This window comes from Streptomyces sp. NPDC056222, from assembly GCF_042264065.1.
Lineage (GTDB): Bacteria > Actinomycetota > Actinomycetes > Streptomycetales > Streptomycetaceae > Streptomyces.
In genome coordinates, this window is sequence record NZ_JBHJTL010000013.1 from 93,081 (window position 1) to 107,577 (window position 14,497).

Sequence of the window (14,497 nt, forward strand, 5' to 3'; positions counted from 1 at the left end):
ACACCCGCCACGTGTGATCGACGGGCCGTAGGGGCCGGTGCCCGGCGGAGGCGTGATCCCGGGGCGTACGGTGTTCTCGACAGACCAGGAGCATGGGGCGACACTTGACCCCCTGCACGCCAGTCCCAGAGGAAGGTGCACGAGTGTCCCGCCGCAGAATCGGCTTCTGGTACCGCCTGGCGGCGGTCATCGCTAAACCGCCGCTGGTGGTTCTGTTCAAGCGGGACTGGCGCGGAGCGGAACACATTCCGGCCGACGGCGGATTCATCACCGCCGTCAATCACAACTCATATCTGGACCCGCTGTCGTACGCGCACTTCCAGTACAACACCGGACGCGTCCCGCGCTTCCTCGCCAAGGCCGGCCTCTTCAAGGGCTCGTTCGTCGGCACGATGCTGCGCGGCACCGGACAGATCCCCGTCTACCGCGAGACGACCAACGCGCTGGACGCCTTCCGCGCCGCCGTCGAGGCCATCGAGCGCGGCGAATGCGTCGCCTTCTACCCGGAGGGCACCCTCACCCGCGACCCCGACATGTGGCCCATGGCCGGCAAGACCGGCGCCGCCCGCGTCGCGCTGCTCACCAAGGCCCCTGTCATCCCCGTCGCCCAGTGGGGCGCCAACCTCGCGATGCCGCCGTACGCCAAGGAGAACAAGCTCAACCTGTTCCCGCGCAAGACGCTGATCGTGCAGGCAGGCCCGCCCGTCGACCTCTCGCGCTTCTACGGCCAGGAGCCGACGCCCGAGGTACTGCGCGAGGCGACCGAGGTCATCATGGCCGCGATCACCGCGATCCTTGAGGACGTACGCGGCGAGAAGGCACCGGCCGAGCCGTACGACCACCGCAAGGCCCGTCTGGAACAGCGGCGCAAGGCCGCCGGGGAAGGTACGAAGTGACCAAGGTAGCCGTCTTCGGTACGGGATCGTGGGGCACCGCCTTCGCGATGGTGCTCGCCGACGCGGGCTGCGAGGTGACCCTCTGGGGCCGCCGCGCCGAACTCGTCGAGGCCATCAACACCACCCGTATCAACCCCGACTACTTCCCCGGCGTCGCGCTCCCTTCGGGTATCCGGGCCACCACCGACCCCGCCGAGGCCGCCCGCGACGCCGAGTTCACCGTCCTCGCCGTCCCCTCGCAGACCCTGCGCGCGAACCTCGCCGACTGGGCGCCGAAACTGGCCCCCGGCACCGTCCTCGTCTCCCTGATGAAGGGCGTCGAACTCGGCACCGCCAAGCGCATGAGCGAGGTCATCGCCGAGGTCGCCGACGTGCCCGCCGCGCGCGTGGCCGTCGTCACCGGCCCCAACCTGGCCGCGGAGATCGCTGCCCGGCAGCCCGCCGCCGCGGTCGTCGCCTGCGCCGACGAATCGGTCGCCCGGCGGCTCCAGACCGCCTGCATGACCCCGTACTTCCGCCCGTACACCAACACCGACGTCGTCGGCTGCGAACTGGGCGGCGCGGTCAAGAACGTCATCGGGCTCGCCGTCGGCATCGCCGACGGCATGGGGCTCGGCGACAACTCCAAGGCCACGCTCATCACCCGCGGCCTCGCCGAGACCACCCGCCTCGGCCTCGCCATGGGCGCCGACCCGCTCACCTTCTCCGGCCTCGCCGGCCTCGGTGACCTGGTGGCCACCTGCTCCTCGCCGCTCTCCCGGAACCACACCTTCGGCACCAACCTGGGCCGTGGCATGACGCTCCAGGAGACCATCGCGGCGACCAAGCAGACCGCCGAGGGCGTCAAGTCCTGCGAGTCCGTGCTCGATCTGGCCCGCCGCCACGGCGTCGACATGCCGATCACCGAGACGGTCGTCTCCATCGTCCACGAGGGCAAGCCGCCGATCGTCGCCCTCAAGGAACTGATGTCGCGCAGCGCCAAGTCCGAGCGCCGCTGAGGCACCCGCTACGCCGTACGCGCGCGGCGGGCCGGGGCTCTTAAGCGGATCGAACACGCAAGGTACGCTCAACGCGTTATGAGCGAGAACACCCAGAGCCCCCGCAAGCCGCGCGTGGCCGTCGTCTTCGGCGGACGCAGCTCCGAGCACGCCATCTCCGTCGTCACGGCCGGCGCCGTCCTGCGCGCCATCGACCGGACCAAGTACGACGTGCTGCCCATCGGCATCACGACGGACGGGCGCTGGGCGCTGACCGCCGACGCCCCGGAGCGGATGGCCATCGCCGACCGCGCGCTGCCGAACGTCACCGACCTCACCGAGTCCGAGCACGGTGGCGTCGTCCTCTCCGTCGACCCGGCCAACCGCGAGGTCGTGTACACCGAGCCCGGCTCCGTGCCGAAGGCCCTCGGCGAGGTCGATGTCGTCTTCCCGATGCTGCACGGCCCGTACGGCGAGGACGGCACCCTCCAGGGCCTCCTCGAGCTCTCCGGCGTCCCCTACGTCGGCGCGGGCGTCCTCGCCTCCGCCGTCGGCCAGGACAAGGAGTACATGAAGCGGGTGTTCACCTCCTTCGGGCTGCCCGTCGGCCCGTACGAGGTCATCCGCCCCCGCGAGTGGGAGCAGAGCCCCGCCGCCGCCCGCAAGAAGATCGTCGAGTTCGCCGCCGAGCACGGCTGGCCGCTCTTCGTGAAGCCCGCCCGCGGCGGCTCCTCCATGGGCATCACCAAGGTCGACGACCTCTCCGGCCTGGACGAGGCCATCGAGGAGGCCCGGCGCCACGACCCCAAGATCCTCGTCGAGTCGCTGCTGCGAGGCCGCGAGATCGAGTGCGGCGTCCTGGAGTTCGAGGACGGCCCGCGCGCCAGCGTGCCGGCCGAGATCCCGCCCGTCACCGACCACGACTTCTACGACTTCGAGGCCAAGTACATCGACTCGGCGTCCGGGATCGTGCCCGCGCCGATCGGCGACGAGGCCACCGCCGAGGTCCAGCGGCTCGCGGTCGCCGCGTACGAGGCCGTGTCCTGCGAAGGGCTGGTCCGCGCGGACTTCTTCCTCACCGAGGACGGCGAGTTCGTGATCAACGAGATCAACACCATGCCGGGCTTCACCCCGATCTCCATGTACCCGCGCATGTGGCAGGAGAGCGGCGTCAGCTACCCGGAGCTGGTCGACCGGCTGATCCAGGCCGCGCTGACCCGCTCCACGGGCCTGCGCTAGGGGAGACCCCCTAGTCGCATTCGGGTTCCAGAGCACACGGAACGGTCTGCTCCACGGGGGCGGCGAGATCCACGAGCGGTGCGGCGTCGTGCGCGTACCGCTCGTCCAGCGTCACCTCGACGTACGTCTTCCGGTACACCGAGGTGAAGCGGGGTCCGCCGCCCTCCGGTCGTTCCAGCATCCAGCGCACGCCGTTGACCGAGATGCCCTGGGACTGGGGATCGGTCATCTTTTCGGGCCGGGGAACGCCGCAGCGCAGTACGATCGCCGCATCCCCCCACCCGGCGGTCAGCTCGGACTCGGGCTTCGGATCGGTCCGTCCCAGCCCCGCCACGGTGTCCGGAAGCTCCTTCGCCAACGCCTGGCAGAGGACGGCCTCCTCCGCCGAAGGGCTGGGAACCGGGACCGATGCCTTCGCGTCCGTGGAGGAGCAGCCCGCGGCGGTCAGCAGCAGAAGCGCTGCGGCGGCGGTGGGCAGGCCGAAGGGCCGGTGGGAAGACTTCACCGGCCAAGGGTAGACGGGGGCTACAGATGCACGACCGGGCAGGTGAGGGTCCGCGTGATGCCGTCCACTTGCTGGACCTTGGCGACCACCATGCGGCCCAGTTCATCGACCGTGTCTGCCTGGGCGCGGACGATCACGTCGTACGGGCCCGTCACGTCTTCCGCCTGGATCACCCCCGGGATCTTGGAGATGGTCTCGGCGACGGTCGACGCCTTGCCCACCTCGGTCTGAATAAGGATGTACGCCTGTACCACGGAACCTCCAGGGCGACCACGAGGATCTTGTGGGAGAAAGGGACGCCACGGTACCGCGTCGCCGAGGGCCGCGGGGAGACCTGCGCGCCCCGAGGCGCCCACAGTGTGGCGTACGCACGACAGAAGTTGACGGTCTACTTGACGGTACCCAGCGCCGTGACGGCTCGCGACCCGCAGAACGAGCGGCGGGCGACGCGCACGGCCGGCACGACAACACGAGGTGATACGCGGTGAAGGGCACAGTAGGAGAGCTGGGCGAGTTCGGGCTCATCAGAGAGCTCACCTCCCGGCTCACCTCCACCCCGGCGGTACGGATCGGACCCGGCGACGACGCCGCGGTCGTCTCCGCACCCGACCGGCGCGTGGTGGCCAGTACGGACATCCTGCTCGAAGGACGTCACTTCCGCCGCGACTGGTCGACGGCGTACGACGTCGGCCGCAAGGCGGCCGCACAGAACCTCGCCGACATCGCGGCCATGGGCGCCGTCCCCACCGCGCTGCTGCTCGGCCTCGTCGTCCCCGCCGAACTTCCCGCCACCTGGCCCGTGGAACTCATGGACGGCCTGCGCGACGAGTGCCAGGTCGCCGGCGCGGCCGTCGTCGGCGGCGACGTCGTCCGCGGCGACACCATCACCATCGCCATCACCGCCCTCGGCGACCTGCGCAACCACGACCCGGTGACCCGCGGCGGGGCACAGCCCGGCGACGTCGTCGCGTACACCGGCTGGCTCGGCTGGTCCGCCGCCGGATACGCGGTGCTGTCCCGCGGCTTCCGCTCCCCGCGCGCCTTCGTCGAGGCCCACCGGCGGCCCGAGCCGCCGTACCACGCGGGCCCCGCGGCCGCCGGGCTCGGCGCCACCGCCATGTGCGACGTCAGCGACGGGCTCATCGCCGACCTCGGCCACATCGCCGAGGCCAGCAAGGTCCGCATCGACCTGCGTTCCGGGCTCATCGACATCCCGACCCAGATGCACGACATCGGCCAGGCGGTGGGCGTGGACCCGCTGCAGTGGGTGCTCACCGGGGGAGAGGACCACGCGATCGTCGCCACCTTCCCGCCCGACGTGAAGCTGCCGGCCCGCTGGAAGGTCATCGGCGAGGTCCTCAACCCCTCCGCGCTGCCCCAGGTGACGGTGGACGGGGCGCCCTGGCACAGCATGGGCGGCTGGGACCACTTCGGGGGGACCGAGTGAGCCTGCCCCTGGTCCTCACCGTCGCCGGATCCGACTCCGGCGGCGGCGCCGGCATCCAGGCCGACCTGAAGACGATGCTCGCCCTCGGCGTCCACGGCATGAGCGTGATCACCGCCGTCACCGCCCAGAACTCGCTGGGCGTCCAGGGCGCGTGGGAACTGCCCGAGGAGGCCGTACGGGCCCAGTACCGGGCCGTCGTCGACGACATCGGTGTCCAGGCCGTGAAGACCGGCATGCTGTCCTCCGCCGCGCTCGTGGAGACCGTGGCCGAGCTGCTCGCGGGCACGCAGGACGTGCCCGTGGTCGTCGACCCGGTCGGGGTCTCCAAGCACGGAGATCCGCTGCTCGCCGCCTCGGCGCTGGATTCCGTACGGACGAAGCTGCTGCCGGTGGCGACGGTGGCCACGCCCAACCTCGACGAGGTGGCGCAGCTCACGGGAGTCGTCGTCGAACGGGAGGCCGATCTGCGGCAGGCCGCGGCGGCGATCCTGTCGTACGGGCCCCGCTGGGCGCTCATCAAGGGCGGCCATCTCGAAGGGGACGCGGTCGATCTGCTCACGGACGGGACCGAGGAGCACTGGCTGCGCGCTCCCCGGCACGACAACCGGCACACGCACGGCACGGGCTGCACGCTGGCCTCGGCGGTGGCGTCGGGCCTCGCGAAGGGGCTCACCGTGCCGGAGGCGGTCCGGGAGGCGAAGACGTATGTGACGGGAGCGATCGCGGCCGGCTTCGCGCTGGGCGAGGGGATCGGGCCCGTGGACCACGGCTGGCGATTCCGCGCCTAGGGGTGTCTTGCACGTTTCGTCTCCGGGCATGGCAAAAGGCCGGTTCACCTAGGTGAACCGGCCTTTCAAGGCAACCGCAGGGGCTGCGCTACGACGAAACGTCGGCGTTAGCGCGAGACCTTGCCGGCCTTGATGCACGAGGTGCAGACGTTGAGCCGCTTCGGCGTCCGACCGACCACGGCACGCACACGCTGGATGTTCGGGTTCCAGCGACGAGACGTACGGCGGTGCGAGTGCGAAATGTTGTTGCCGAAGCCCGGCCCCTTGCCGCAGACGTCGCAGTTGGCAGCCACGGGTCACTCCAAAGACTTCAGATTTACAGTGAAATCCGGCGCACCGGAATCAGAGTTCTGAAGTGGCTTGCCGGGGGAATGGCCCGACTCTCGCCGGGCAACCGAAGCAGCATACAACGACTGCTCCCGTGGAACGAAACTACCATGGCGACGGCGGCCCCCGCCCCGGGTGCAGGTCACGAGCGGGTCTACCCTGCGGTGAGCCCACCGCAGACGCCGCCTAGCAGGAGGATCACCCGTTGCCGCAGACCGCGCAGACCCTCGACGCCGCAGCGGTCCGCTCCTGGTGCGCAAGGGCGCTGGACGCGCTCGGCAGGGAGCGCGAGGAGATCGACGCGATCAACGTCTATCCGATCGCCGACGGGGACACCGGCACGAATCTGTATCTGACGGTGGAATCCGCCGCCCGGGCCGTCGAGGCGCTCTTCACGAAGGACGCCCCGGACGCGGGCGCCGCCATAAAGGCCATGGCCCACGGCGCCCTGATCGGGGCCCGGGGCAACTCCGGAACGATTCTCTCGCAGCTCCTGCGCGGCATGGCGTCCGTCCTCACGGACGGGCGTGACGGCGAGCACCTCGCCCGGTCCCTGGCGGCGGCGGCCCGCGCGGCCCGGGAAGCCGTGGCGCACCCCGTCGAAGGAACGATCCTGAGTGTGGCCACCGCGGCCGCGGACGCCTGCGACAGCGGCGGAAGCCTCGTGACGGTGGCCAGAGGGGCGTACGAGGGGGCCAGGACCGCCCTCGAGGCCACTCCCGGACAACTGGCCGTCCTCGAACGCGCCGGGGTCGTGGACGCGGGCGGACGGGGTCTGGTGGCTGTCCTCGGGGCCCTGGTGGAGGTCGTGTCGGGAGAGGCGCAGGTACGGCCGACCGGGACGGCGCACCGGCCGATCGCCGCCGACGAGGCGTGCGGACCCGAAGACGGACCCGCCGGACCCGCCTTCGAGGTGATCTACCTCCTGGAGGCGGAGGACGCGGCCGTGGAGCGGCTGCGGGCCCGGCTGGACGCGCTGGGGGACTCGCTGGTCGTGGTCGGCGGCGACGGCCTGTGGAACGTCCACGTCCATGTCGACGACGCGGGGGCGGCCGTGGAGGCCGGCGTGGAGGCGGGACGGCCGTACCGGATCCGTATCACGCACTTCTCGGGCGTCACCGAGACCCGGGAGCGGATGCAGCGGGCGGTCGTGGCGGTCGTGCCGGGCGAAGGGCTCGCGGGCCTGTGCGCGGAGGCCGGGGCGACGACGGTGCTGGCCAGGCCGGGCGAGCCGCCGGCCGCCGGTGAACTCCTCGACGCCGTCCGGAGGGCCCACGCGCGCGAGGTCGTGCTCCTGCCCAACGACACCGATCTGCGGCACACGGCCGGCGCCGCCGCCGAACAGGCCCGCGCGGAGGGCATCCGGGTCGCCCTGATCCCGACCCGGGCCGCCGTCCAGGGCATCGCGGCGCTCGCCGTCCACGAACCGGACCGGCGCTTCGACGAGGACGTGGTGGCGATGACGGCGGCGGCGGGCGCGACCCGGTACGCCGAACTCGCCGTCGCCGAACGGCAGTCCTTCACCTCGGCAGGCGTCTGCCAGGCCGGAGACGTCCTGGGCCTGATCGAGGGCGACGTGGCCGTCATCGGCCAGGACCTGACGACAACGGCTCGCACGGTCCTGGACCGGATGCTCTCGGCGGGCGGCGAACTGGTCACTCTGATCGTGGCCGACGAGACCCCGCCGGCCCTGGCGACAGCGCTCGAACGCCACGTCCGCGAGACGTACCTGGCGGTCGACACGGCGACGTACCGCGGGGGAGTGGGGGCGCCGCCGCTCCTGATCGGGGTCGAGTAGCGGGCCGGCGGCTCGTCCCGTCCCCGGTACCACTCCCCGGCACCGCACCTCGCCGACGTGACCCGGCGATATCCACGGCCTGCGGGACGGGTGTCAGTGGAGTGGTGTGCAATGGAACGCGTGCCAGTGCTCGACGAACCCCTCAAGAACCTCCTCGGCGCCGCCACCGCGAAGGTGATGGCCGAGCACCTCGACCTGCGGACGGTCGGGGACCTCCTCCACCACTACCCCCGGCGGTACGCCGAGCGCGGCGAGCTCACCGCCCTCGCCGACCTGCCGCTGGACGAGCACGTCACGGTGGTCGCGCAGGTGGCCGACGCCCGCGTGCTGACCTTCAACAAGGGCGGCCGGGGCAAGGGCCAGCGCCTCGAGGTCACCATCACCGACGGCAGCGGCCGGATGCAGCTGGTCTTCTTCGGCCGGGCCGTGCACTTCCACCAGAAGGAGCTACTGCCGGGCCGCCGCGGGATGTTCGCCGGCAAGGTCGGGGTCTTCAACCGCAAACTCCAGCTCACCCACCCCGAGTACAAACTCCTCGACGCGGAGAGCAGCGACGAGACGGTCAAGGCGTTCGCGAACGAGCTGCTGCCGATCTACCCCGCCTGCAAGCAGCTGGAGTCCTGGACCATCGAGCAGTCCGTCTCCATCGCGCTCGACTCCCTGGTCGCCACCGGCTGGGCCGGGCTCGCCGACCCGCTGCCGCCCGCCCTGCGCGAGGACCGCGGCCTCACCGATCTGCCCGAGGCGCTCCTGAAGGTCCACCGCCCCCGCACCAAGGCGGACATCGAGGACGCCCGGCAGCGGCTGAAGTGGGACGAGGCCTTCGTCCTCCAGGTCGCCCTCGCCCGCCGCAGGTTCGCCGACACCCAACTGCCCGCCGTCGCCCGCAGACCCGCCCCCGACGGCCTTCTCGACGCCTTCGACGCCAAGCTGCCGTTCACCCTCACCGACGGCCAGCAGAAGGTCTCCAAGGAGATCTTCGACGACCTCGCCACCGAGCACCCCATGCACCGCCTCCTCCAGGGAGAGGTCGGCTCCGGAAAGACGATGGTGGCCCTGCGGGCCATGCTCGCCGTCGTCGACGCCGGGGGACAGGCCGCGATGCTCGCCCCCACCGAGGTCCTCGCCCAGCAGCACCACCGCTCGATCACCGAGATGATGGGCGAGCTCGCGGAGGGAGGGATGCTCGGAGGGGCCGAGCACGCCACCAAGGTCGTCCTGCTCACCGGCTCGATGGGCGCCGCCGCGCGCCGAAAGGCCCTGCTCGACCTCGTCACCGGCGAGGCCGGGATCGTGATCGGTACGCACGCGCTCATCGAGGACAAGGTGCAGTTCCACGACCTCGGCCTGGTCGTGGTCGACGAGCAGCACCGCTTCGGCGTCGAGCAGCGCGACGCCCTGCGCGGGAAGGGCAAGCAGCCGCCCCACCTGCTCGTGATGACGGCCACCCCCATCCCGCGGACGGTCGCCATGACCGTCTTCGGCGACCTGGAGACCTCCGTCCTGGACCAACTGCCCGCCGGACGCTCCCCGATCGCCAGCCACGTCGTGCCGGCCGCCGACAAGCCGCACTTCCTCACGCGCGCGTGGGAGCGGGTGCGCGAGGAGGTGGAGAACGGGCACCAGGCGTACGTCGTCTGCCCCCGCATCGGCGACGACGAGGACGAGAACGGCAAGGGGGCGAAGAAGAAGCCGTCCCCCGAGGACGAGGCCGAGAAGCGCCCGCCGCTCGCCGTCGTCGAGATCGCCGAGCAGCTCACCGGGGGACCTCTCGCCGGGCTCCGTATCGAGGTCCTGCACGGCCGGATGCACCCGGACGACAAGGACGACGTCATGCGCCGCTTCGCCGCCGGCGAGGTCGACGTCCTGGTCGCCACGACGGTCATCGAGGTCGGCGTCAACGTCCCCAACGCCACCGCCATGGTGATCATGGACGCCGACCGCTTCGGCGTCTCCCAGCTCCACCAGCTCCGCGGCCGCGTCGGCCGAGGCACCGCCCCCGGCCTGTGTCTCCTCGTCACCGAGATGCCCGAGGCCAGTCCCGCCCGGCAGCGCCTCGGCGCCGTCGCCTCCACCCTCGACGGCTTCGAGCTCTCCCGCATCGACCTCGAACAGCGCCGCGAGGGCGACGTCCTCGGCCAGGCCCAGTCCGGCGTCCGCTCCTCGCTGCGGATGCTCACGGTCATCGACGACGAGGAGGTCATCGCCGCGGCCCGCGAGGAGGCGACCGCCGTCGTCCTCGCCGACCCGGACCTCAGCGACCACCCCGAGCTGCGCACCGCCCTGGACGCCCTCCTGGACAAGGAGCGGGAGGAGTACCTGGAGAAGGGGTGACGCCACAGCCGCCCCACCCGCCATATCGTGGAGGCACAGACCACGGAGCGCCCCCGAAAAGGACAAGGACCTCAGATGACCCGCGTGATCGCCGGTACCGCCGGCGGACGCCGACTGGCCGTGCCCCCCGGCAACGGCACCCGCCCCACCTCCGACCGGGCGCGCGAGGGCCTCTTCTCCACCTGGGAGTCGCTCCTCGGCACCCTCGACGGCACCCGGGTGGCCGACCTGTACGCGGGTTCGGGCGCTGTCGGCCTGGAGGCGCTCTCCCGGGGTGCCTCCCACGCCCTCCTCGTCGAGGCCGATGCCCGCGCCGCCCGGACCGTCCGCGAGAACGTCCGGACGCTCGGACTGCCCGGCGCGGAACTCCGCACGGGCAAAGCGGAACAGATCGTGACGGGACCGGCCCCCGCCGTCCCCTACGACCTGGTCTTCCTCGACCCGCCGTACGCCGTCTCCGACGACGATCTTCGCGAGATCCTGCTCACACTCCGCTCAGGGGGCTGGCTCACGGAGGACGCCCTCGTCACCGTGGAGCGCAGCACCCGAGGCGGGGAATTCGGCTGGCCGGCCGGATTCGAGCCACTGCGGGCCCGTCGTTACGGCGAGGGAACGTTTTGGTACGGTCGCGCCGCCTCTACGTGCGAAGACGCACGATGACCGGACCGGAGAGCGAGGGACCCAAGTTGCGCCGCGCCGTCTGTCCGGGGTCATTCGACCCCATCACCAACGGACATCTCGACATCATCGCCCGCGCCTCCAAGCTGTACGACGTCGTACATGTCGCGGTGATGATCAACCAGTCCAAGAAGGGACTGTTCACGGTCGACGAGCGGATCGAGCTGATCCGCGAGGTCACCGCCGACTTCGGAAACGTCGAGGTGGAGGCCTTCCACGGCCTCCTCGTCGACTTCTGCAAGCAGCGCGACATCCCGGCGATCGTGAAGGGCCTGCGCGCGGTCAGCGACTTCGACTACGAGCTGCAGATGGCGCAGATGAACAACGGGCTCTCGGGCGTCGAGACCCTGTTCGTCCCCACGAACCCCACGTACAGCTTCCTGTCGTCGTCCCTGGTCAAGGAGGTCGCGGCCTGGGGCGGCGACGTCTCCCACCTGGTGCCGCCGGCCGTCCTCGGCAGGCTCACCGACCGGCTCGCCGAACAGCGCGGCGGGCAGTGACCCGGACGTGACCGCGAGCGACCACCGCTGACGGTCCGTCATCCGGTGTCGGGCGGGGGACGACTGCCCTTAAAGTCGTCCCGTCCGTCTCCATCCAGCTGTAGAGAGTGGCGAGCACCCGGTGGACGTGCAGAAGAAGCTCGACGAGATCGTTTCGACGGTCACAAACGCCCGCTCCATGCCCATGTCGGCGTCCTGCGTGGTCAACCGCGCCGAGCTGCTCGCCATGCTCGAAGAGGTACGGGAGGCCCTGCCGGGCTCCCTGGCCCAGGCGCAGGAGCTCCTCGGGGGCCGGGAGCAGATGGTGGAGCACGCCCGGCAGGAGGCGGAGCGGATCATCGAGGCCGCCCACGCCGAGCGCGGCTCGCTGATCTCCGACACCCAGGTCGCCCGCCAGTCCCAGGACGAGGCGGACCGGATCCTCTCCGAGGCACGCCGGGAGGCCGAGGAGATCCGGGCGGAGGCCGACGACTACGTCGACTCCAAGCTCGCCAACTTCGAGGTCGTCCTCAACAAGACCATCGGCTCCGTCGACCGTGGCCGCGAGAAGCTCCTCGGCCGCGGCCCGGGCCTGGACGCGCAGGGCTACGCCGACGAGGACGCCCCCGAGTACAGCGCGGACCCGCAGACCCTGATCCACCGGGCCGACGAGTACGTGGACGCCAAGCTGGGCGCCTTCGAGGCCGTGCTGTCGAAGACGCTGGAGGCGGTCGGCCGCGGCCGGCAGAAGCTGCACGGCCGGATCGCCACCGACGACCTCGGCGCCCACATGGCGGCCCAGGACGCGGCTGGCGGCGGGGTGCACACCAGCGACGCGGACTACCTGGCGGGGCTCGCGGAGCTGGCCGACCCCGAGCCGGTCCAGCAGCCCGTCCACCAGCAGGCCCCGCAGATCCCGGCGCAGCAGCCGGACCCGTACGGCTACCAGCAGCCGCAGCACCAGGACGCCTACGCCTACCAGGCCCAGACCCAGGACCCGTACGGGTACCAGACCCAGGACCCCTACGCGTATCAGCAGCCGCAGCAGCCGGTCTACGACTATCAGCAGCCGCAGGCCGCCGCGCTCGACGAGACCAGCTTCTTCGACACGAGCATGATCGACCTGGAGCAGCTGCGTCAGTACGAGCAGGGACACGGCCAGGGGCATGGTCAGGGGCACTGAGCCGAGCGTCGGCCAAGGCCGGATTGGGCCCTGAGCGAAGCGTCCAGTATCCTGGCTCTTCGGTCGCGCGTATGCCCGCGATCCTTGCTGCCCGCTTCGTCTCTCGATTCGAACACGGCAGCCCTCTCACGATCCGAAAGCAGGCAGAACCCTGAGCACGCGCCTTGACCACCGCAACCCCCTCGTGTTCGACACGCACGAGCTGGGGCGGCGTCCTGGTGCCCTCCAGAGGATCTCCCGCTCGGCCTCGGCCCCCAAGGACTTCGGTGTCGAAGGGGTCATCGGGGTGCCGGAAGGCTCGCCCGTGGAAATCGAGCTCCGTCTCGAGTCGGTCATGGAAGGGGTGCTCGTCACAGGCACCGCCCGTGCATCGGCCGAGGGGGAGTGCGTAAGGTGTCTGGAGCCCGTCGAGCTCGAGCTCGACGTGGACTTCCAGGAGATGTTCTCGTACCCCGACTCCGACGACCGGGGCCGCTCCAAGGCGGCCGCGGACGACGAAGCCGAGGACGACGAGGACATGATCCCCCTCGAGGACGGCATGTTCGACCTCGAACCCGTGCTGCGTGATGCGGTGGTGCTCGCACTGCCGATGCAGCCGGTGTGCCGGGAGGACTGTGCGGGTCTGTGTTCCGAATGCGGAACCAACCTGAACGACAACCCGGACCACCACCATGACGCCGTCGACATTCGTTGGGCGGCACTGCAGGGACTCGCCGGTTCGCTGGGAACCGATGAGAAGGACAACATGAGCGGCGCCGAAGCTGGCGTCGACGAGAAGCAGGAGAAGTAGCCGTGGCTGTTCCGAAGCGGAAGATGTCGCGCAGCAACACGCGCCACCGCCGGTCGCAGTGGAAGGCTGCGGTCCCCACCCTGGTTTCGTGTGAGCGTTGCCAGGAGCCGAAGCTGCAGCACATCGCGTGCCCGAGCTGCGGCACCTACAACAAGCGCCAGGTCCTCTCGGTCTGAGTGGCTGGTGAGAGGCGCAATGTCTGAGTCCAACAAGACGGACAATGCCTCGTCCCACACGCTTCTGGAAGGGCGGCTCGGGTATCAGCTCGAGTCCGCCCTTCTGGTGCGTGCGCTGACGCACCGCTCGTACGCGTACGAGAACGGCGGTCTGCCCACCAACGAGCGCCTCGAGTTCCTCGGGGACTCCGTGCTCGGTCTGGTCGTCACGGACACGCTGTACCGTACCCACCCCGACCTGCCCGAAGGCCAGCTGGCCAAGCTGCGGGCCGCGGTGGTCAATTCGCGTGCGCTGGCGGAGGTCGGTCGCGGCCTCGAACTCGGCTCCTTCATCCGGCTCGGCCGGGGCGAAGAGGGCACGGGTGGCCGGGACAAGGCGTCCATCCTCGCCGACACCCTTGAAGCGGTGATCGGTGCGGTCTATCTCGACCAGGGCCTCGACGCGGCCTCGGAGCTGGTGCACCGGCTCTTCGACCCGCTGATCGAGAAGTCCTCGAACCTCGGTGCAGGACTGGACTGGAAGACCAGCCTCCAGGAACTGACCGCGGCCGAGGGCCTGGGTGTTCCGGAGTACCTCGTCACGGAGACGGGTCCGGACCACGAGAAGACCTTCACTGCTGCCGCCCGCGTCGGTGGTGTCTCGTACGGCACCGGCACCGGCCGCAGCAAGAAGGAAGCGGAGCAGCAGGCGGCGGAGTCCGCATGGCGCGCGATTCGCGCGGCGGCGGACGAGCGTCTCGCGGCGGCGAAGGCCGCGGCGGACGAGGCGGCCGAAACGACGCCGGAAGAGGTCGCCGACACCCCTTCCCCCGCGGACCAGGCCTCGGCCTGAAGCCCTCCCCTTCCTGACGGCACTGCTTCTTGACGACCCCGCCCGGGG

16 protein-coding genes are annotated in these 14,497 nt (G+C 70.8%); 13 read left to right on the forward strand and 3 right to left on the reverse strand.

Going from position 1 to position 14,497, the window contains the following annotated elements; genetic code table 11:
- Positions 1–143: 143 nt before the first annotated feature.
- From ACFC0D_RS09470 to ACFC0D_RS09480, 3 genes are all read left to right on the forward strand, one after another.
- Positions 144–896 (forward strand): lysophospholipid acyltransferase family protein, encoded by a 753-nt coding sequence (locus ACFC0D_RS09470; RefSeq protein WP_329115488.1) that lies wholly within the window; start codon positions 144–146, stop codon positions 894–896.
- Positions 893–1,894: an NAD(P)H-dependent glycerol-3-phosphate dehydrogenase gene (locus tag ACFC0D_RS09475; protein ID WP_376432871.1), complete on the forward strand. Its 1,002-nt coding sequence runs from the start codon at positions 893–895 to the stop codon at positions 1,892–1,894. Before ACFC0D_RS09470 ends, ACFC0D_RS09475 begins: the two co-directional genes overlap by 4 nt.
- Positions 1,895–1,972: 78 nt before the next feature.
- Positions 1,973–3,112 carry a D-alanine--D-alanine ligase family protein gene (locus ACFC0D_RS09480; protein WP_376432873.1) on the forward strand — a complete coding sequence of 380 codons (1,140 nt, stop codon included), beginning with the start codon at positions 1,973–1,975 and terminating at the stop codon, positions 3,110–3,112.
- A 10-nt stretch (positions 3,113–3,122) separates the two neighbouring features.
- Here ACFC0D_RS09480 and ACFC0D_RS09485 read toward each other — a convergent pair whose 3' ends face one another.
- A complete protein-coding gene (locus ACFC0D_RS09485; protein ID WP_376432875.1) occupies positions 3,123–3,617 on the reverse strand; it encodes a DUF3515 domain-containing protein in 495 nt (164 codons plus the stop codon).
- Between the two features lie 20 nt (positions 3,618–3,637).
- Positions 3,638–3,871: an Lrp/AsnC family transcriptional regulator gene (locus ACFC0D_RS09490; protein WP_028802415.1), complete on the reverse strand. Its 234-nt coding sequence runs from the start codon at positions 3,869–3,871 to the stop codon at positions 3,638–3,640.
- Between the two features lie 230 nt (positions 3,872–4,101).
- Between ACFC0D_RS09490 and ACFC0D_RS09495 the strand changes: the two genes are divergently transcribed.
- Both ACFC0D_RS09495 and thiD read left to right on the forward strand, forming a co-directional pair.
- Complete coding sequence (locus ACFC0D_RS09495) at positions 4,102–5,064, forward strand: thiamine-phosphate kinase (protein ID WP_376432879.1); 963 nt, start codon at positions 4,102–4,104, stop codon at positions 5,062–5,064.
- On the forward strand, positions 5,061–5,852 hold the full coding sequence (gene thiD, locus ACFC0D_RS09500; RefSeq protein WP_376432881.1) for a bifunctional hydroxymethylpyrimidine kinase/phosphomethylpyrimidine kinase: 792 nt from the start codon (positions 5,061–5,063) through the stop codon (positions 5,850–5,852). Before ACFC0D_RS09495 ends, thiD begins: the two co-directional genes overlap by 4 nt.
- 107 nt (positions 5,853–5,959) lie before the next feature.
- Here thiD and rpmB read toward each other — a convergent pair whose 3' ends face one another.
- Positions 5,960–6,145, reverse strand: coding sequence for a 50S ribosomal protein L28 (gene rpmB, locus ACFC0D_RS09505; protein WP_003957616.1), 186 nt, complete (start codon positions 6,143–6,145; stop codon positions 5,960–5,962).
- Between the two features lie 239 nt (positions 6,146–6,384).
- Between rpmB and ACFC0D_RS09510 the strand changes: the two genes are divergently transcribed.
- The 8 genes from ACFC0D_RS09510 to rnc all read left to right on the forward strand — a co-directional run bounded on the left by ACFC0D_RS09510 (position 6,385) and on the right by rnc (position 14,449).
- Positions 6,385–7,977 (forward strand): DAK2 domain-containing protein, encoded by a 1,593-nt coding sequence (locus ACFC0D_RS09510; protein ID WP_376432883.1) that lies wholly within the window; start codon positions 6,385–6,387, stop codon positions 7,975–7,977.
- Positions 7,978–8,088: 111 nt separating this feature from the next.
- On the forward strand, positions 8,089–10,311 hold the full coding sequence (gene recG / locus ACFC0D_RS09515; protein WP_376432885.1) for an ATP-dependent DNA helicase RecG: 2,223 nt from the start codon (positions 8,089–8,091) through the stop codon (positions 10,309–10,311).
- Between the two features lie 75 nt (positions 10,312–10,386).
- Positions 10,387–10,971, forward strand: a complete 585-nt coding sequence (gene rsmD, locus ACFC0D_RS09520) for a 16S rRNA (guanine(966)-N(2))-methyltransferase RsmD (RefSeq protein ID WP_376432887.1) — start codon at positions 10,387–10,389, stop codon at positions 10,969–10,971.
- A 26-nt stretch (positions 10,972–10,997) separates the two neighbouring features.
- Positions 10,998–11,489: a pantetheine-phosphate adenylyltransferase gene (coaD, locus tag ACFC0D_RS09525; RefSeq protein WP_329125343.1), complete on the forward strand. Its 492-nt coding sequence runs from the start codon at positions 10,998–11,000 to the stop codon at positions 11,487–11,489.
- Between the two features lie 121 nt (positions 11,490–11,610).
- On the forward strand, positions 11,611–12,651 hold the full coding sequence (locus ACFC0D_RS09530) for a cell division initiation protein (RefSeq protein ID WP_376432889.1): 1,041 nt from the start codon (positions 11,611–11,613) through the stop codon (positions 12,649–12,651).
- Positions 12,652–12,835: 184 nt separating this feature from the next.
- Positions 12,836–13,441, forward strand: coding sequence for a DUF177 domain-containing protein (locus ACFC0D_RS09535; protein WP_376432891.1), 606 nt, complete (start codon positions 12,836–12,838; stop codon positions 13,439–13,441).
- A 2-nt stretch (positions 13,442–13,443) separates the two neighbouring features.
- Positions 13,444–13,617: a 50S ribosomal protein L32 gene (gene rpmF / locus ACFC0D_RS09540; protein WP_015036448.1), complete on the forward strand. Its 174-nt coding sequence runs from the start codon at positions 13,444–13,446 to the stop codon at positions 13,615–13,617.
- Positions 13,618–13,636: 19 nt separating this feature from the next.
- A complete protein-coding gene (gene rnc, locus ACFC0D_RS09545) occupies positions 13,637–14,449 on the forward strand; it encodes a ribonuclease III (protein ID WP_376432894.1) in 813 nt (270 codons plus the stop codon).
- Positions 14,450–14,497: the final 48 nt, after the last annotated feature.